This window comes from Vannielia sp. ABF1_015 (assembly GCF_056160745.1).
The window spans coordinates 2,010,708-2,028,363 of sequence record NZ_JBSWXT010000001.1 but is presented as its reverse complement, the minus strand read 5'-3'; the positions used below and the strand labels follow the sequence as shown (position 1 = coordinate 2,028,363).

Sequence of the window (17,656 nt, the reverse complement as noted above, 5' to 3'; positions counted from 1 at the left end):
GCCCCATGACAAACCGTCTCGCCATCATCCTCTTCGTACTCGTCGTCGTCGCCATTCTGGCCGACGGGCTGCTGAACAGCGGTGCGGCAACGCTTTTCATGCTGAAAAAGTTCTCCGACCTTACGGAATGGCTGGCGATCTGGCGCTAGGCCGCCTCCCGAACACGCAAAGGGCCGCCCCGAAGGACGGCCCCGCTACATCAGGTAGCTCGCAGTGGTCTTACGATTCGAACGCGGCTTTCACCGAAGCGTCGATCTCGGCAGCGGAGTCACCGTTGTTGAACGCGCCAGCAAGGGCGGCAACTTCTTCGTCGCTCAGCTCGGAGACGTCGTAGTCGAAGCCACGGACATCAAGCTTGGCTTGAAGGATCTCGCGCATGTTGTTCACTTCGAGGTTCAGGTCGATCTCACCATCAGCCAGCTCTGCGTAACGCTCAGCGTCGGTGCCTTCGATGATTTCCTGAATGGAGCCGCTCTTGTCAGCAGCCGAGGTGCCGGAGTCGGCCACAACCATGTAGATCTGCACGATCTGGTCGTCGGTCAGGGTCTCAACTTGCACTTCCGGCGCATATTCCACCAGCTGGGCCTTCACGTTGTCACGCAGCTGCTCGGAGGTCGCGGCAAAGGCGCTACCAGCAGTAATTGCAACAGCGGCTACGGTCATCATGATGCGTTTCATTATCTTCAAACTCCTTATCGTCTCTTCATCCCTACGCATGTCGCGCAAGGTCGGCACCTCGCGTGGCCGTCATTGGCCTTTCGCTGCGCCGTCATTGCCCACACAACACCGCCCCGCCGCAGATCGTTCCAAAAAATTTTTCCCCCTCGGTCACGCCACCGTGATCCGGCCCTCGCGCTTTCGCGCAGCGGGTGTATGGTTAAGGCACTGCGTTGGGTTGACATGCGGCGTCCAATCGCAATGTTAGCGTTAACACCCACCAAGGAGGTTCTCATGGCCGTCAAAGTCGCCATCAACGGGTTCGGTCGGATCGGCCGCAACGTGCTCCGCGCCATCATCGAGTCGGGCCGCACCGATATCGAGGTTGTTGCCATCAACGATCTGGGCCCGGTCGAGACCAATGCCCACCTGCTGCGCTTTGACTCCGTCCACGGGCGCTTCCCCGCCGAGGTGACGACGAGCGAAACCACCATCGACGTGGGCCGCGGCCCGATGGAAGTCACCGCCATCCGCAACCCCGCCGAGCTGCCCTGGGCCGATGTCGATGTCGTGCTCGAATGCACCGGCATCTTCACCTCCAAGGAGGCCTGCGCCGCGCACCTCGAAAATGGCGCCTCCCGCGTGCTCATCTCCGCACCGGGCAAAAACGCCGACGCCACTATCGTGTATGGCGTCAACCACGACAGCCTCACCAAAGATGCCATCGTCGTCTCCAACGCGTCGTGCACCACCAACTGCCTCGCGCCGGTGGCAAAGGTGCTGAATGACAGCATCGGCATCGCCAAGGGCTTCATGACGACGATCCACAGCTACACCGGCGACCAGCCCACGCTGGACACCATGCACAAGGATCTCTACCGCGCCCGCGCCGCCGCTATGTCGATGATCCCCACCTCCACCGGGGCGGCCAAGGCCGTGGGCCTCGTGCTCCCCGAGCTGAACGGCAAGCTCGATGGCGTCGCCATCCGCGTGCCCACCCCCAACGTCTCGGTGGTGGACCTCACCTTTGAGGCCGCACGTGATACCACCGTGGAAGAAATCAACGAGGCCATGACAGCCGCCGCCAACGGCCCGCTCAAGGGCATCCTCGGCGTCACCGACCAGCCCAACGTCTCGATCGACTTCAACCACGATCCGCACAGTTCCACCTTCGCGCTCGACCAGACCAAGGTGATGGAAGGCCGCATGTGTCGCATCCTCAGCTGGTATGACAATGAGTGGGGCTTCTCCAACCGCATGTCCGATACCGCCGTGGCCATGGGCAAGCTCATCTGACATCGCGCCGCATTGCACGTAAGGGGGGCTGTCGCTACATCAGCGACAGCCCCCCTGTCTTGCCTGACCGCCAATAGGGTGGGTGCCAACCCACCGCTCCCATCACGCCCGGCCCCGAATGCTCCCCTTCGACCAACTCCTTCAGGAATTCATCACCCTCTGGGTCGTCATCGACCCGATCGGCACGGTGCCGGTGTTCCTCGCCGTCACAGCCGGGCTCACCACCCGCGCCCGTCGAAGCGTTGCCTTGAAGGCGGTGATCGTCGCGGGTGCCGTTTTGCTGGCCTTCATGATCGCAGGTCAGCTCATTCTCGAAGCCCTCGGCCTTGGCCTGCCCTCCTTCCAGATCGCGGGCGGCCTTGTGCTGTTCCTCTTCGCCATTTCCATGATCTTCGGACCCGGCAAGCCGGAGGCCGAGATCGCCGAGGCAGAAGAGAGCACTACACAAACCGCCATTCACCCCGTCGCCATCCCCTCCATCGCCTCCCCCGGTGCCATGCTCGCCGTGGTGGTGCTCACCGACAACGACCGGTTTTCCATCCCCCATCAGGCCCAAACAGCGGGTATCCTGCTGCTGATCCTCGGCATCACCCTCGCCTTCCTCTACCTCGCCAGCCCGATCCTCAAATTGATCGGCCCGGCAGGCGCCTCTATCATCAGCCGCGTGATGGGCATGATCCTCGCCGCCGTCGCGGTGGATGCTGTGCTGCGCGGCCTCGTCCAGATTGGTGCGCTCGCCCCGTTCTGAGGGCTGTAGGGTGGGCAATCTGCCCACCGCACCTTCACCATCCCGCCCAGCGCATAACTTTCCATTAATAGCCATGCACGCCGCGCAAGGCGGGTAGCCCGAACTGTCAATTGTGCTGCGCCGCAGCGTGCTTATCTCTGGTGCACAAGAGGACAACACGCAACCAAAGGACAGCACCGATGACCGTCTTGAACACCCTGCGCGCCGCCTATGCAAAGCACCGCGTCTACACCCGCACCCGCAACGAAATCGCCGCTATGCCGCGCGACGTAGCGCTCGATCTCGGCATTTTCCCCGAAGACGCCAGCAAGATCGCCCGCGCCGCCGTCTACGGCTAAGGCGCTTCCCGCACCTGCAAAAAAACGCCATCCTCGGGCACGACCCGAGGATCTCGTATCGTCGCAGACCCTCGGGCCAAGGCCCGGGGGCACCGCGCGCTTCCCGGCCATGCCAGGATCACAACCGCGTCACCGCCCGCCCTGTTAACCTGCGCGCGCTATGTCATTTGACATGTGCATAGGTTGTGCATGGCCGGTGCATCACTTGTGGCTGTGAACTAAAAACCACTTAACGCCCCGGCGCACGCCCAGTTAACCCGGCCTCAGGCGGCCGGCATCCGCTTCTCCACGATCTCGGCCCACCAGCTGCAACCCGCTGGAATCGCTTCATCATTGAAGTTGTACTCCGGGTGATGCACCGCCGCCGTGTCGCCATTGCCAACGAGGATATAAGCCCCCGGGCGCTCTTCCAGCATAAAGGCAAAATCCTCGCCCCCCATCACCAGCGGCGCCTCTGCACACTCCCCCGCAACCGAGCGGGCGACCTCGGCAGCAAACTCGGTTTGCTCCTCCGAATTCACCATCACCGGATAGCCCTTCAGATACTGCACCTTCGCCACCGCCCCGAAGACTTCCGCCGTCTTCTCGGCAATCGCCGGAAGCCGCTGCTCCACCATCGAACGGGTGTCTGCCGAAAGGGTCCGCACCGTGCCCTTGAGCTGCACGCGCTGCGGGATCACGTTGAACGCCTTTGAGCTTGTCTCAAAGCTGGTAACAGAGACCACCACCTCCTTGGTCGGGTCCGCGCTCCGGCTCACGATGGTCTGCAGCGCAAGCACCGTATGCGAGGCCACAACCGTGCTGTCCACCGTCTCCTGCGGCTTGGCGGCATGGCCACCTTTTCCTTCAATATCAATGATAAACTGGTCCGTCGCGGCAAAGAACGCCCCGGGGCGGATGGCAAACTTACCGGTCGGAACGCCGGGCCAATTGTGCATTCCATAGACTTCCTGAATGCCCCAGCGCTCCATCATCCCGTCTTCGCACATCTCCCGGCCCCCGCCGCCACCCTCCTCGGCGGGCTGGAAAATCACCACCACGGTGCCGTCAAAGTTGCGGGTCTCGGCCAGGTATTTCGCCGCGCCCAGCAGCATGGCGGTGTGCCCGTCATGGCCACAGGCATGCATCGCGCCATCGGTTTTCGAGGCATAGTCGAGGCCCGTCTGCTCATGGATCGGCAACGCGTCCATATCGGCCCTGAGCCCGATCACCTTGCCCGAACCGCTGGCCTTGCCCTTGATCACCGCCACCACCCCGGTGCGCCCGATCCCCTCGGTAACCTCATCGCAACCGAAGTCGCGTAGCTTCTCCGCCACGATCTTCGAAGTCCGATGCGTTTCAAACAGGATTTCCGGATGCATATGAAAGTCCTGCCGCCACTCGGCGATCTCGGCCTGCATCTCGGAAAGACGGTTCTTGATGGGCACTTCTGGTTACTCCTTGAGGTGGTCGAGAAGGCGCTCCATGAACCGGCAGCCTTCGTCAAATTGTGTCACGGTCATATATTCGTCTGCCTTGTGGGCCTGTGCAATGTCTCCCGGCCCGCAAATCACGGTAGAATAACGGGCATTCTGAAATTGCCCTGCCTCCGATGCAAAACTCACCACCCCGCCCGGCGCATTGTCGCCTGTGAGGCGGCGCACCAAAGGCTCGGCCCGGGCATCGGCCCCTGTTTCCGGAGCAAGGCCCGGCACATCGAAAAGTTCATGAAGTGTAAAGCCAACGTCCGGATGCGTGGCCTTCATGCCCGCTTCGATCTCTGCCACCCTCTCCTCCAGTCGCGCCCGCCAATCTGCTGAGGCGTCTGTCGGCATCACCCTGAAATCAAACATCAATTCGCAATGCTCGGCGGTGATGTTATGCGCCTCGCCGCCCTTGATCTTGCCCACGTGCAGGGTGGTGCACGGCGGGTTGAACACCGCCTCCTCCGCGCTCGGTGTGCGCGCAAACTGCGCCGCGTTCACATCATTGGCCCAGTCAATCAGCCGCGCCGCCTCCATGATCGCGCTGACGCCCTCATGCATCATCGACGAATGCACCGGAAAGCCCTTCACCTCGATCCGAAAGCCAAGGTTCCCCTTGTGCCCCGTCACCGGCTTCATCACCGAGGGCTCGCCCACAATCACCGCCTCGGCACGCGGCAATCCGCTGGCCTGCAACGCCTCGATCATCGGCGGCGCACCAAAGCAGCCGATCTCTTCATCGTAGCTCAAGCCAATCTGCAAAGGCCGCGCCACGCCCCGCTCCGCCGCCTGCCCCATCGCCCAAAGCGCCAGCGCGTCAAACCCCTTCATATCGGCCACGCCACGGCCATAAAGCCGCCCGTCGCGCTCCTCTACCTGCCAAGGGTCACTGTCCCAGTTCTGCCCCGCCACCGGCACCACATCGGTATGCCCCGAAAGCAGCACGCCGCCCGGCGCATCGGGACCAACGGAGGCAAACAAGGCGGCCTTCTGCCCGGTGGCATCCGGCACCCGGGTCGAGGCAATGCCGCGCTCCGCCAGCCAGCCCTCCACCCAGTCGATCAGGTCAAGATTGCTCTCCGAGGAAACCGTCGGAAAAGACACGAGTTTTTCGAGGATATCGCGTGGGGTCACAGCTAGGGAAAAGCCTTTCTCGCCGCCCGCACACCGGGCGCGTTCAAAGGGTGGTGCCCTGCCGCGCAGAGGTCAAGGCCCGCTGCCCAATCGGCGGGCACTTGCTCAATTGCATCGCAAGGTCAAGCGATCAGACCATTGCGCCGCCCGGGTTTCATGTTACCGTCACAATCAGGGGATGTCGTGGCCGCTGGGGCGGTGACGCAAAAACACCCATAAAAGCAAGGTTGGACAGGGAGAGAGGATGGCCCGTGACGGCATCTGCTCTACTCATAGAGACAAGCGCATCTTCGGTGCCGGTTTGCCGTGCGCCCTGCTCGCTTTCTCACCATCCAGCATACCAAAAAGAAGCAGAACACCAGCCCATGCGGGCAAAAGGTGTCATGTATCCAACAAGGAGAACTCCATGAAACTGAAGACAGCTCTACTCGGAGCCGCCGCAAGCTGTGCATTGGCCCCAATGGCCTTTGCCGAGGCCCATGAGGGCGAGCGCGGCCGCGACGGCAATGTCGGTATCATCTACTGGCAGGCCCCGTCGATCCTGAACCCCTATCTCTCGGGCGGCACCAAGGACATCGAGAGCGCCAGCCTCGTGCTCGAGCCGCTGGCCCGCTACGACGAAACCGGCACCCTCGTGCCTTGGCTGGTTGAAGAGATCCCCACCGTCGAAAACGGCGGCGTAAGCGAAGATCTCACCACCATCACATGGAAGATCAGCCCCGGCATCACCTGGTCCGATGGCACGCCCTTCACCTCGGCGGATGCAAAATTCACCTACGAATACTGCACCCACCCCGAAGGCGGCTGCGCCCAGCTCACCAAGTTCAACGGCGTGACCTCGGTTGAAACCCCCGACGAGATGACCGTGGTGGTGACCTTCGAAAAGCCCACCCCCTTCCCCTACGGCCCCTTCGTGGGCGGTGAAAGCCCGGTCCTTCAGGCCGCACAATTCGCCGATTGCCTTGGTGCCAAGGCGCCTGAGTGCACCGAGGCAAACTTCAACCCGATCGGCACCGGCGGCTTCAAAGTGGTGGAGTTCAAGCCGAACGACGTCATCACCTTCGAGGCCAATGACAACTACCGCGAAGAGGGCAAGCCCGCCTTCGCCTCGATCACCTTCAAAGGCGGCGGCGACGCCACGGCGGCTGGCCGCGCGGTGATGGAGACCGGCGAATTCGATTACGCCTGGAACCTCCAGCTCGCCCCCGACGTGATCGCCGAGATGGAAGCCGCAGGCAAAGGCACACCCGTTGCAGGCTTCGGCCCGCTGCTCGAGCGGATCATGATCAACCAGACCAACCCCGACCCGGCCCTCGGCCCGGACGAGCGTTCGGTCATCAAACCCCACCCTTACCTCTCCGATCTTAACGTGGTGAAGGCGATGTCGATGGCCATCGACCGTCCGCTCCTCGTCGAAGTCGGCTACGGTCAGGCCGGCAAGGTCACCTGTAACTGGGTGCCGGCCCCTCCTGCGGTCGTCTCCGAGAAGTTCACCTGCGACACGCAGGACATCGAAGGCGCCAAGGCGCTGCTCGAAGAGAACGGCTGGGTCGACAGCAACGGCGACGGCATCCGCGAGAAGGACGGTGTCGAGCTGAAGATGCTCTATGCCACCTCCACCAACGCCGTGCGTCAGGATTTCCAGGCCCTGATCAAGGACTGGTGGGAGCAGATCGGCTTTGAAGTGGAACTGAAGAACGCCGACAGCTCGGTCTTCTTCGGCGGTGACCCGGGCTCGCCCGACACCTTCCAGAAGTTCTACGCCGACGTTGAAATGTATGCCAACACCTTCAACGGCACCGACCCGCAGACCTACCTCGGCAACGCGCTTTGCGATCACGCGCCTTCCCCGGCGACCCAGTGGCAGGGCGAGAACATCTCGCGCTGGTGCTCCGAGGAGTATGACGCGCTTCACGCCAAGCTGGCCGAAACCGCCGATGCGGCAGAGCGGGCAGAAATTGCCAAGCAACTCAATGACATGGTCATTGAGGGCGGCGCGATGATCCCGCTGGTGCACCGCGGCCGTCTCTCGGCCCACGCCAACAGCCTCGGTGGCGTCAAGCTGAACGTCTGGGACAGCGAGATCTGGAACGCTGCCGACTGGTATCGGATCAAGACCAACTGATCCGCCGCAACTGAAACAGGGCCGCGCGGCATCCGCCCGCGCGGCCCCCTCTCCTTCTCGGGCTCCCCTGCATGATTACCTTCATCATCCGACGGCTGATCCTCGCGGTCCCCACGCTGCTCTTCATCTCACTGGTGCTCTTCCTGCTGCTCGATCTCGCCCCCGGCGATCCGATGGCGCAGATGCCGCTCACCATCCCCGACGAGGTGAAACAAAAGATGCGCGAGGCGCTTGGCCTCGGTGAACCGGTGCACATCCGATATTTGAAGTGGCTCTACCAATTCTTCGTGGTCGAGCCCGGCTATTTCCTCGATTGGCTCTTCGGCACGAACATGATGGAAGGCACCCAGCGTGTCGTGTCCTGGCAGTTCCGCTCGCCGGTCTTCGACATCATCGTGCAGCGCCTGCCCCAAACCCTCTGGGTGGTGGCTCTGGCCTATGCAGTGGGCGTCATCATCGCCATCCCGATCGGCATCATCTCGGCCTATCGCCAGTATTCGGCCTTCGATCAGGTTGGTACGCTTGTCTCGATGATCGGCTTTTCCGTGCCACCGTTCTTTTCCGGCGTGGTCGTGATCGTGATCTTTTCGGTCAAGCTCGAATGGCTGCCCTCGATCTATGACACCACCCACGTCGTCAACGACTGGGCCTCGATGAAGGTGCAGCTCAAGCAGATGATCATGCCGGTCATGGTTCTGGCCCTGCAAACCACCGCCCAGATCAGCCGCTACATGCGCTCTGCCATGCTCGACAACCTCAACCAGGACTACGTCCGCACCGCCCGCGCCAAGGGCCTTGGCGAGTGGTCGGTGGTCATGGTCCACGTGCTGCGCAACTCGATGATCCCGGTCGTCACCGTCATCGCGCTCGGCATCCCCTCCATCTTCGGCGGGGCGATCATCACCGAGCAGATCTTCAAGGTGAACGGCATCGGCCAGCTTCTGATCACCGCGATCTACGCCAACGACATTCCCATGGTGCAGACCATCACCTTCATCTTCGCCGTGCTGATCGTGCTCTTCAATCTCATCGCCGATGTGCTCTACGGCGTGCTCGACCCGAGGATCCGCTATGACTGATACCGCAAAGGAGGTGCTGGGCGAGAGCCAGCCGCGCGGCAAGGAACAGTCGCAATGGGCCGATGTCTGGCGCCAATTCCGCAGCCACAAGGGTGCGATGATGGGGGCCTTCGTGCTGCTCTTCATCACCTTCGGCGTGATCTTCGGGCCGTGGCTGTGGGATATCGAGCCCACCAAGCTCGACATCCGCAACAAGAACTGGCGGCCGATCTATATGCCGCTCTTTTCCTGCACGTGGACAAGCCTCTGCATCCCGCCCGAGGCACTGGCGAGCATGAAATACGGCTGGGCTCACCCGCTCGGCACCGACAATCTTGGCCGCGATATCCTGTCCACGCTGATCCACGGCGGGCGCGTCTCTATCGCGGTGGGCTGGGTGGCCATGGTGTTGGCCATGCTGATCGGCACCGCCATCGGGGTGGCCTCGGGCTATGTGAAGTGGCTCGATGGGTTGCTGATGCGCTTCACCGATCTCGTGCTCGCCCTGCCCCTCCTGCCGCTGCTGCTGGTGATCATGCTGCTCTTCCGCGATACGCTGCGGGCCGCCTTCGGGACCGAGCTGGGGATCTTCATCCTGATTGTCTGCGTCATCGGCGCAACGTCATGGATGCAGACGGCGCGGATCGTGCGGGCCGACATTCTGGCTCTGAAAGAACGCGAGTTCATCCTCGCCGCCCGCTCCATCGGCACGCCGCCGCTCAAGATGGTCACGCGGCACCTGCTGCCCAACGTGCTCTCGCCCATCATGGTCTCGGCCACGCTAGGGCTGGCCACGGCGATCATCACCGAAAGCGCGATCTCCTTTCTCGGCCTCGGTTTTCCTTCGGACTTCCCGACATGGGGCAAGCTGCTGTTCGACGCCACCGACCGGATCCAGAACTTCCCGGAGCGTGCGCTCTGGCCGGGGCTGATGATCTCACTGGTGGTGCTCTCGGTCAATTACATCGGAGACGGGTTGCGCGACGCGCTTGATCCGCGCATCCGGGGCCGGTAGCTCCGCACACATGCAGATAAGACCATGCATCGCGCCCCTCCTTCGGGGCGCGAACGCCTTTCGGGGCAACGTCACCGGGGCAGAACATTGTCCCCCTCCATACGCGAGAACAAAATCCCCTCCCCGCAGATCGGTTTGCACCCGCGCGGCAGCTGCGCTACCTGCCGGGCTTCGACCGCGACAGGAGACGCACCATGTTCGAAACGCTCGGATTTGAAGAGGCAACCGCCCGTCAAGTTGCGGTCTGGTTTGCTCTCGCCCTCGGCATCGCCTTTGGCTTCCTCGGCCAGCGCAGCCGCTTTTGCTTCCGCCGCGCAGTGGCGGGCGACGCAGGCGAACGGCGCTCTGCCGCCGGGGTCTGGCTCACCGGCCTCGCCGTGGCGATCCTCGGAACGCAGGCGCTTGTCTCCACCGGTCTGATCTCTTTTGCAGAGCACCGCTACCTTGCCCCCGACCTTCCGTGGCTCGCCATCGTGATCGGCGGGCTGGCCTTCGGGGCCGGAATGGTGCTGACCCGCGGCTGCATCTCGCGCCTCACCGTTCTTACCGGCACCGGCAACCTGCGCGCCCTCACCGTGCTGGCCATCTTCGCCGTGGTCGCCCATGCCACCCTCAAGGGCATTCTGGCCCCGCTGCGCACCACCCTCGGCTCCGTCACGGCGCCTCTGGGCGAGAGTGCCTCGCTGGCCGCCCTGCCGGGGGGCGCATGGGTCTGGGCGGGCCTCATTGCCGCCGCTGCCCTCCTTTATGCCGCGCGCTCCGGTGCCCGCCCCCTCACGCTGCTCATGGGCGGCTTGATCGGAGCATTGGTGCCACTGGCGTGGGTCGGCACCGGCTACGTACTCTATGACGAGTTCGACCCGATCGCGATGGAAAGCCTGTCCTTCACCCTGCCCTCTTCGGAAGCGCTGTTCTGGACCATCGCCTCGTCGTCGATCCCTGCAGGCTTCGGTGTCGGCCTTCTGGGCGGCGTCATCGGCGGCTCACTGCTGGCCGCCCTCACCTTCCGTGACTTCAAATGGCAGAGCTTCGAAACGCCCCGCCAGACTGGCCGCTACCTCGCGGGCGCTGTGCTGATGGGGGTGGGCGGTGTGCTGGCAGGTGGGTGCACCATCGGGGCTGGCCTCTCTGGCACCTCCACACTCGGGGTCTCGGCCTTCCTTGCGCTCTTCGCGATGGCCGTCGGCGGGGCGGTGACCGTGCGGCTTCTGGGCGAGGCTAATGCAGCTTCTTCCGGATCCGCCGCACTGCAAGCCACACCAGCAGAATGACAATCGGGGTCAGCCCCGCCGTGAGCCAGCCCTTGTCAACGCCCACCGACTTGGCGAAAGGCGCCAGAAAATAGGCACCTAGGCTCACCGCGTAATAGCTGATCGCCACCACCGAGAGCCCTTCAACCGTCTGTTGCAGACGCAGTTGCAGGTCTGCCCGCTTGTCCATTGAGGCCAGCAAGGCCTGGTTCTGCGCCTGTCGCTCCACATCCACCCGCGTGCGCAGCAGGTCACTCGCCCGCGCCGCCCGTGCAGCCATCGCTTGCAGCCGCGCCTCGGTGCTCTTCACCGTTCGCATCGCCGGATCGTAGCGCCGGGTCATAAACTCCTTCATCGTCTGGCGCCCAAGAAACCGTTGCTCGCGCAGCACTTCAATCCGCTGCCAGACGATCGCCTCATAGGCCTGCGTCGCCCCAAAGCGGAAACTCGCTTGCGTCAGCAGACTTTCGATCTGCGAGGCAATCCGCAGGAGCTTTTTCAACTCGCCCTCCGTAGGCTGCCCCTGCTCCGCCGTCATTGCCTCCATCAGCTCCGAAAGCGCGTTGTCCAACCGCCCCATCGGCTCTGAAAGGCGCCGCGCACGACCCAGCCCGAGGAGTGACATCGCCTTGTAGGTCTCAATTTCGGTCAGCCGCTGCACCACACGCCCCAACCGCTGGCGGCTCACGCCAGGCTTCACGAAACAGGCAAAGCGCACATGGCCAGCCGGGTCGATCCGGTAATCGGTGCCCACGGTCACATCCCCATCCACCACGTCGCTCACCGCGATGCTCTCGGCCACCATCCAACTGTCGATCTGCTCCGAAATCTCCTCGCGATCCGTGGGCATTTCCTCCACCCGGATCAGCGCCGATGTCACCCGCGCGCCGGGCGCCTTGGCCAGCCAATCCGCGGGAAACATCCTGAAGGTCTCGCCATCAAACGGCCGATCGGCCACGCCGCGGCCAAAGAGCGTGTAGGTTAAAAACTCGGTGTGGCTTTCCCATTTGATCTGGTAGCGGCCAAGTTGCGCCGAGTAATGGGTGGCATCCGGCTGGGGATGCGGCGCGCCGTGCCGGTCCAGCAGGTCGATCAGATGCGCCCGCTCGGCCTCCCGGTCGCGCCCCGCCGCCCCCTGCGCCGGCTTCAACGCCAGATAGGCCGCCCGGCAGGGCACATCGAGCGCCGGAAAGGGCCGCGCGTGCAGCTCGTTGGCCAGTTGATAACGCAGCGGATGGTCTTCGATCTCTGCCATGATGCCCCCCGTTTTATCCCTGCTAGGGCCTGCCCCGCCGTCTGTAAAGAGAAAGAGTGTCGCAATATCAGCCGCTTATCTGCATACCGCGGTGCACCGGCGGGTTTTTTGGCCCGCGCCGCGTAGGGCCGGGCCGTGGCCTGCGTAAAGCCCTGCACAAACCGCAACCCAAACGGAGCCCCCGATGACCCCACGCTTTCTTCTCTCCCTCGCCACCGCACTGACCCTCGCCGCGCCGGTGCTGGCGCAGGATGGCCGCGCCTTCGAGCGGATCGACAGCAATGGCGATGGCCAGATCAGCCGCGCCGAAATCGACGCCCTGCGCGGCACCGTGTTCGACCTGATGGATGCAAACGGCAACGGCAGCCTCACCCGCGCCGAGGTAGAAGACGCGCAGGCCGCCGCCGCAGGGCGGATGAAGCAGGGTGCCCGGCGGCTGTTGCGCAGTGACGCCAACGGAGACGGCGCGGTGACACGGGTTGAGTTTTTGGCCCAGTCGCGCGGCTTCGACAAGCTGGACGAAAACGGCGACGGCACCATCAATCGCGCCGAATTCGAGCGCGCGTCAAAGCTCATCCGACGGTTCATGCAATAACTCAAGCCCCTCCCCCAAACCCCTGAAAGGAAATAGACAATGAAACCCGTTATTCTCGCGACAGCCCTCCTGATGCCCGCCGCCGCTATAGCGCAGAGCGTCACCATCACCGGCCACAACGGCGGCACCATCCAGAAGGATCGCAGCTGCGCGCGCGGCAACGGCACGGCCAGTTGCGAGGTCGCTACCACGCGCACCGGCCCCGGCGGCGCAACCGCAACTAAGCTGCGCAGCCGGACCACCAAAGCAGGCGCGTCTGACACCACCATCACCCGCACCGGCCCGCGCGGCACGGCCCGCACGCGCAGCCGCACGGTGCGCTGGTAACCCGGTAGACGCCGCAGCGGCCCGGCCTTTCCCGCCGGGCCGCCTGCCCCTATCCTCAACGGCGAGGCATCAGAGCGGAGCAGATGCAGGACAGGGCAGCGCAAGCCGAGGGCCTCATGGCGGCCATGGCAAGCGGCGACCGGCAAGCGCTGGCGCAGCTCATCACGCTCTATGGGGCCGGGCTGCAACGCTACATCGCACAAATGCTCCCCGAGGCCTCCGAAGCGGAAGATATGGCGCAGGAAGTTTTCCTGCGCGCCTGGCGCAATGCAGGGCGATATGATGCAAGTAAGGCCGCCGTGTCGACATGGCTCTACAGGATCGCCACCAACCTCTGCATCGACCGCACCCGCCGCAGAGGCCTGCGCCGCTTTCTGGGGCTGGAGGCCGCGCCGGAAGAGGCCGCAGATGCCCCGGGCCCGGAACAGGTGCTAGAAGGGCGTGAACGCCTGGCCGCCACCCGCGCCGCGCTCGCCCGCCTGCCCGAGCGGCAGCGGCAGGCGCTCTTGCTCAGGGCCGCCGGAGAGTTGAGCACAGGTGAAATTGCCGCCACGCTGGGCATAAGTCCGGGCGCAGCGGAGCAGCTTTTGGTCCGGGGAAGGGCCACGCTGCGCAAGCTGCTGGAGACCGAGGATGGCTGAGATAACAGATGATAAGATCGACCAGCGTGTAGAGTCTCTGCTGCAAGCCACTCCCACCGATCCGGCCACGCTCTCGGCCCGCGTGCTCACCCGGCTCGCCGCGCCGCCCCGGCCCTCGCGGCTGGCCCGTTTCACCGCGCCGCTCCCGCTGGCGGGCGGCAGCCTCGCCGCGCTGGCCTGCGCCGTGGTGCTTGGCTACACCCTCGCGCCCACGGGCGACGACATCCTGACCATTCTCGCCCTTGGCGGGCTCACCGGAGGCTTTTGATGAAGACCAAGCGCAACTGGGGCCGCATCGCCCTGATCGCCGTGCTCGCCCTCTCGCTTTTTGGCAATGCCGTCACACTGGGCGCGGTACTGAAGATCCGGGCCAACCGGCAGGCGCTGACCGGCCCCGGGGTAGAAACTGTCCGCTTCCCTCGCCCGCTGCGCCGCACGCTCAATGCCGCCCTGCGTGATAACGCAGCCCAGCTTCGGCCCGCCCTGCAGCGCCTTGCCGCCGCGCGCAGGGCGATGGTTGAAAAAGGCACCGCCCGGCCTTTCGACCGGGCGGCGACAGAGGCAGCCATCCAAGCGTTCCGGGCAGAGGCCGCAGCGGTCATGACCGAGCTGCAGCCCATCCTCCTCGATACCCTCGAACGCGAGGCCGCCGATTAACCCCCTCAGATCACAACAACATCCAGCGGCGGGAAGCCGTTGAAACCGACCGAGGAGTAAGACGAGGTGTAGGCCCCGCAGCTGCGGATCACCACCTTGTCACCCGCCTTCAGCGAGAGCGGCAGCGGCATCGGGCGCTTCTCATAAAGCACATCGGCGCTGTCGCAGGACGGGCCGGCAAGAATGCAGGGGCCGGTTGCCTCGCCATCATGCGGGGTCATGATCTGGTAGCGGATCGCCTCACCCTCGGTCTCTGCCAGCCCGGAGAACCGGCCAATGTCGAGATAGACCCAGCGGTGCATGTCGTTCTCCGACTTCCGGCTCACCAGCAGCACCTCGGCGGCAATCGCCCCGGCCTCGGCCACCATGCCCCGGCCCGGCTCGGCCATGATGCGCGCGCCCGGAAAACGGGCCTCAACCATGCGCCGCACACCCTCGGCATAGGCCGTCGGCGCCTCAATCTCTTCGCCATAGAACGCCGGAAAGCCACCACCAATGTTGATCAGGCTCAGCCCATGACCCGCCGCCTGCGCTTCAGCCCAGACGCCGCCCACAAAATCCAGCACGCCCTGCCACATGGTCGTGCGCCGGGTTTGCGATCCCACGTGGAACGAGAAGCCAACCGGATCGAGGCCCAGATCACGGGCGACGCCCAGCAGGTGCAGGGCGGTGTCACGGTCGCAGCCGAACTTGCGCGAGAGCGGCCAGTCGGCCTCGGGGTTGTCGACCAGCAGGCGGATATAAACCTGCGCGCCGAGCGCGTGAGCCGCAATCTTCTCCAGTTCCTCCTCGCTGTCGGCAGCAAAGAGGGTGAGGCCGGCAGCATGGGCAAAAGAAATGTCGGAAGCACGCTTGATGGTGTTGCCAAAGCTGATCTGCTCGGGCCGGGCGCCGAGGCTGAGGCACAGCTCGATCTCTCCGCGCGAAGCAGCATCAAAGTTTGAGCCTTCTTCCAACAGCCGCGCCAGCACCTCACGCGCCGGGTTTGCCTTCACCGCGTAGTGGATCGCCGCGCCGCCAAGCCCGGCCTTCAGCGCATGAAATTGCCGCGTCACCGCGTCGGTGTCGATCACCAGCGTCGGCTTGTCGAACTCATTGGCGAGGATGAATGCCTCAACACGGGAGGGCACGGAAACGGGAGCAGACGCCAAGGCGCCGTCGAACATCATCGTCATGGTCATCTCCAATAGACCCGGCCATACATGACCGCTCACTTCCAAGGGAGACGTTACCGTCGCTACGTAAACACAGGCGATGATGTGCCGGCCAGAGGCGCGTGCGTTGGCGTCTATGGCCGGGCATTTGCGGCTTTTCCGGATTCGGATCAAGCGAAATTTCCGCCCCGGGCAAAGTTTTTCGGGGGCGGGCAGTAACGGCATCAACCGCCCTGCCCGTCCCCTAGTGCTACGTCTTGTTTTTCTTGCCTGATTTGGAGGATTTCGAAGCGGCCTTCTTGCTGGCCTTCTTCTTGGCAGCTTTAGCTTTCTCGGCCTTCTTCTTGGCTTTCGCCTTCTCGGCGGCCTTCTTCTCAGCCTTCTTGGCTTTCGCCTTTTCAGCAGCCTTCTTCTCGGCCTTCTTGGCAGCCGCCTTCCTGGCTTTCGCCTTATCGGCTGCCTTCTTCGCGGCCTTCTTGGCCTCAGCCTTCTCTTTCGCCTTGCGCGCGGCTGCCTTCTTGGCCTCGGCCTTCTTCAGCTTGGCCTTGCTCTCAGGCTTCTTTACCGCCGCCTTCTTCTTGGCCGCGACGTCCTTGGCCGTCTCTTTCGGCTTCGGCTCGGCCTCGGCGAGCTCTTCCTTCTTGTCGGCAACCGCCTCGGCCTGGGCGACCGTTCCGGCAGATGCCTTCTCCTTGATCGGCACCGCCTTGGCCGCTGGCGCCGCAACCGCGCGGCGTGGCGCTGATGCTTTTGTCGCGGGCTTGGCTGGCGAAGCCGGCGCAGCAGGTTCAGCCGCCGCTGCCTTCCACGCTCGCGCCCGCAGCGGTGAAATTCCCGGGATGGCCGTCAGCTTTGCAACCGGGGCCGCAGCCAAAGCGGCAGGGTCGGAAATACCCGCCCCCGCCAGTTTGGCCGCCATGGCCGGGCCTATGCCCGCAATGTCGGTCAGGCGTGCCATCAGGCGGCCTTCTTCAGCGCCTTTTTGGCGACTTTCAGCTTTTTCTCCTGCTTGGCGATCTTCGCCTTGCGGGATTTCACTTCTTTTTTCAGGTCTTTGATCTTGGCTTTCTTGGCCATGCTCGGTCCTTTCAGTCAGTTTTGTCAGAGCCGTTTTCCTTCACGAACCCACGGATAAACCGGCGGATTTCGCGTGCGGCGCTGGTATCGAGCTCGTCGCAAAGTTCCACAAAGGCATCGCGCTCATCCTTCTTGATCCGAATGATGAGTTGGCTGTCTTTGCGGTCCTTCTTGGGCTTGCTGCTCTTGGCCACGCGGGTTGGCTCCCTCTCTTGAGTGGTGGATTGTTACTACAATGCATCTCGTTTGTATATACATTTTTTCCGCAGGCCCGTCAGGAACCGCCAGCCCCCTCCCGATGTTGACCATCAAAGGAGGTTTACATGACCCACCACCAGAACGACCAAGACACCGAAGCCCTGCGCACCGCGCTCTTTGATGCCCTGAAGGATGAGCGCACTGGGATGCTCGCCATCACCGACCGCGCCTCACACGCACAGCCGATGACCCACTACTTCGACAAGGAGGCCCGGGTGCTGCGCTTCATCACCGCCAGTGACACTGGCCTGGCCCGTGACATCGGCACCGGGGCGCAAGCGCACTTCACCCTCACCACCGCCGACCGCGAGGTTTATGCCTGCATGTCCGGCCCGATCACGGCCTCGGACGACCGCGAGAAGCTGGAAGATCTCTGGTCCCCCGCCGCCGCGATGTGGTTCGAAGGCGGCATCGACGACCCGAAGGTGCTGCTGCTGGAAATGCCGCCGCACGAGGCCGCCGTCTGGACGGTCGATGCCAACGCCCTGCAATTCGGCATCGAGATGCTGCGCGCCAACCTCGGCGAGCACACCCCCGACCTGGGGGATCACGCGGTGATCAACCTTGCGGCCTGACGCAGAAGGCGCAGGCGGCGCAACAGGCGCCTG

Annotated in this window: 21 protein-coding genes; 14 read left to right on the top strand and 7 right to left on the bottom strand. The window is 63.8% G+C overall.

The window, feature by feature from the left end; genetic code table 11:
* Positions 1–5 precede the first annotated feature (5 nt).
* Entirely contained in the window at positions 6–149 is a 144-nt protein-coding gene (locus tag ACXAG6_RS10135; RefSeq protein WP_140013794.1) for a glyceraldehyde-3-phosphate dehydrogenase, read from the top strand.
* 70 nt (positions 150–219) lie between these two features.
* Here ACXAG6_RS10135 and ACXAG6_RS10130 read toward each other — a convergent pair whose 3' ends face one another.
* Positions 220–678 carry a hypothetical protein gene (locus ACXAG6_RS10130; RefSeq protein ID WP_475337355.1) on the bottom strand — a complete coding sequence of 153 codons (459 nt, stop codon included), beginning with the start codon at positions 676–678 and terminating at the stop codon, positions 220–222.
* A gap of 273 nt (positions 679–951) precedes the next feature.
* Here ACXAG6_RS10130 and gap point away from each other — a divergent pair, with 273 nt between their 5' ends.
* From gap to ACXAG6_RS10115, 3 genes are all read left to right on the top strand, one after another.
* A complete protein-coding gene (gene gap, locus ACXAG6_RS10125; RefSeq protein WP_475337354.1) occupies positions 952–1,953 on the top strand; it encodes a type I glyceraldehyde-3-phosphate dehydrogenase in 1,002 nt (333 codons plus the stop codon).
* 118 nt (positions 1,954–2,071) lie between these two features.
* Entirely contained in the window at positions 2,072–2,701 is a 630-nt protein-coding gene (locus tag ACXAG6_RS10120; protein ID WP_475337353.1) for a MarC family protein, read from the top strand.
* Between the two features lie 179 nt (positions 2,702–2,880).
* Complete coding sequence (locus ACXAG6_RS10115) at positions 2,881–3,039, top strand: hypothetical protein (protein WP_168222959.1); 159 nt, start codon at positions 2,881–2,883, stop codon at positions 3,037–3,039.
* 263 nt (positions 3,040–3,302) lie between these two features.
* Here the strand turns inward: ACXAG6_RS10115 and ACXAG6_RS10110 are convergent, their stop codons facing one another.
* On the bottom strand, positions 3,303–4,466 hold the full coding sequence (locus ACXAG6_RS10110) for a M20 aminoacylase family protein (RefSeq protein WP_475337351.1): 1,164 nt from the start codon (positions 4,464–4,466) through the stop codon (positions 3,303–3,305).
* Positions 4,467–4,472: 6 nt separating this feature from the next.
* Entirely contained in the window at positions 4,473–5,636 is a 1,164-nt protein-coding gene (gene argE, locus ACXAG6_RS10105; protein ID WP_475337350.1) for an acetylornithine deacetylase, read from the bottom strand.
* Between the two features lie 406 nt (positions 5,637–6,042).
* Between argE and ACXAG6_RS10100 the strand changes: the two genes are divergently transcribed.
* From ACXAG6_RS10100 to ACXAG6_RS10085, 4 genes are all read left to right on the top strand, one after another.
* Positions 6,043–7,761: a peptide ABC transporter substrate-binding protein gene (locus ACXAG6_RS10100; protein ID WP_475337349.1), complete on the top strand. Its 1,719-nt coding sequence runs from the start codon at positions 6,043–6,045 to the stop codon at positions 7,759–7,761.
* A 71-nt stretch (positions 7,762–7,832) separates the two neighbouring features.
* A complete protein-coding gene (locus ACXAG6_RS10095; protein WP_140013787.1) occupies positions 7,833–8,840 on the top strand; it encodes an ABC transporter permease in 1,008 nt (335 codons plus the stop codon).
* Complete coding sequence (locus tag ACXAG6_RS10090) at positions 8,833–9,834, top strand: ABC transporter permease (RefSeq protein ID WP_475337348.1); 1,002 nt, start codon at positions 8,833–8,835, stop codon at positions 9,832–9,834. The genes ACXAG6_RS10095 and ACXAG6_RS10090 overlap by 8 nt, the downstream gene beginning before the upstream one ends.
* A 194-nt stretch (positions 9,835–10,028) precedes the next feature.
* Positions 10,029–11,105 carry a YeeE/YedE family protein gene (locus ACXAG6_RS10085; RefSeq protein WP_475337347.1) on the top strand — a complete coding sequence of 359 codons (1,077 nt, stop codon included), beginning with the start codon at positions 10,029–10,031 and terminating at the stop codon, positions 11,103–11,105.
* On the opposite strand, the gene ACXAG6_RS10080 is transcribed toward ACXAG6_RS10085, so the two are convergent.
* The gene (locus ACXAG6_RS10080; protein ID WP_475337346.1) at positions 11,053–12,339 is read right to left on the bottom strand and encodes a DUF3422 family protein; all 1,287 of its coding nucleotides are present in this window, start codon (positions 12,337–12,339) and stop codon (positions 11,053–11,055) included. The two genes, ACXAG6_RS10085 and ACXAG6_RS10080, sit on opposite strands and share 53 nt — an antisense overlap.
* Positions 12,340–12,523: 184 nt before the next feature.
* Here ACXAG6_RS10080 and ACXAG6_RS10075 point away from each other — a divergent pair, with 184 nt between their 5' ends.
* The 5 genes from ACXAG6_RS10075 (at position 12,524) to ACXAG6_RS10055 (ending at position 14,559) form a co-directional block, all read left to right on the top strand.
* A complete protein-coding gene (locus tag ACXAG6_RS10075) occupies positions 12,524–12,934 on the top strand; it encodes an EF-hand domain-containing protein (protein WP_475337344.1) in 411 nt (136 codons plus the stop codon).
* A 39-nt stretch (positions 12,935–12,973) separates the two neighbouring features.
* Positions 12,974–13,261 (top strand): hypothetical protein, encoded by a 288-nt coding sequence (locus tag ACXAG6_RS10070; protein ID WP_475337343.1) that lies wholly within the window; start codon positions 12,974–12,976, stop codon positions 13,259–13,261.
* Between the two features lie 83 nt (positions 13,262–13,344).
* A complete protein-coding gene (locus tag ACXAG6_RS10065; RefSeq protein WP_475337341.1) occupies positions 13,345–13,902 on the top strand; it encodes an RNA polymerase sigma factor in 558 nt (185 codons plus the stop codon).
* The gene (locus ACXAG6_RS10060; RefSeq protein ID WP_475337339.1) at positions 13,895–14,170 is read left to right on the top strand and encodes a hypothetical protein; all 276 of its coding nucleotides are present in this window, start codon (positions 13,895–13,897) and stop codon (positions 14,168–14,170) included. The genes ACXAG6_RS10065 and ACXAG6_RS10060 overlap by 8 nt, the downstream gene beginning before the upstream one ends.
* The gene (locus ACXAG6_RS10055) at positions 14,170–14,559 is read left to right on the top strand and encodes a periplasmic heavy metal sensor (RefSeq protein ID WP_475337337.1); all 390 of its coding nucleotides are present in this window, start codon (positions 14,170–14,172) and stop codon (positions 14,557–14,559) included. The genes ACXAG6_RS10060 and ACXAG6_RS10055 overlap by 1 nt, the downstream gene beginning before the upstream one ends.
* A gap of 5 nt (positions 14,560–14,564) precedes the next feature.
* Here the strand turns inward: ACXAG6_RS10055 and ACXAG6_RS10050 are convergent, their stop codons facing one another.
* The 3 genes from ACXAG6_RS10050 to ACXAG6_RS10040 all read right to left on the bottom strand — a co-directional run bounded on the left by ACXAG6_RS10050 (position 14,565) and on the right by ACXAG6_RS10040 (position 16,984).
* Positions 14,565–15,734 (bottom strand): type III PLP-dependent enzyme, encoded by a 1,170-nt coding sequence (locus ACXAG6_RS10050; RefSeq protein WP_475337336.1) that lies wholly within the window; start codon positions 15,732–15,734, stop codon positions 14,565–14,567.
* Between the two features lie 229 nt (positions 15,735–15,963).
* Positions 15,964–16,671 carry a helix-hairpin-helix domain-containing protein gene (locus tag ACXAG6_RS10045; RefSeq protein ID WP_475337334.1) on the bottom strand — a complete coding sequence of 236 codons (708 nt, stop codon included), beginning with the start codon at positions 16,669–16,671 and terminating at the stop codon, positions 15,964–15,966.
* Between the two features lie 130 nt (positions 16,672–16,801).
* The gene (locus ACXAG6_RS10040) at positions 16,802–16,984 is read right to left on the bottom strand and encodes a hypothetical protein (protein WP_140013776.1); all 183 of its coding nucleotides are present in this window, start codon (positions 16,982–16,984) and stop codon (positions 16,802–16,804) included.
* A gap of 129 nt (positions 16,985–17,113) precedes the next feature.
* Here ACXAG6_RS10040 and ACXAG6_RS10035 point away from each other — a divergent pair, with 129 nt between their 5' ends.
* Complete coding sequence (locus tag ACXAG6_RS10035; RefSeq protein WP_475337332.1) at positions 17,114–17,623, top strand: pyridoxamine 5'-phosphate oxidase family protein; 510 nt, start codon at positions 17,114–17,116, stop codon at positions 17,621–17,623.
* The last annotated feature ends 33 nt before the right edge of the window (positions 17,624–17,656 follow it).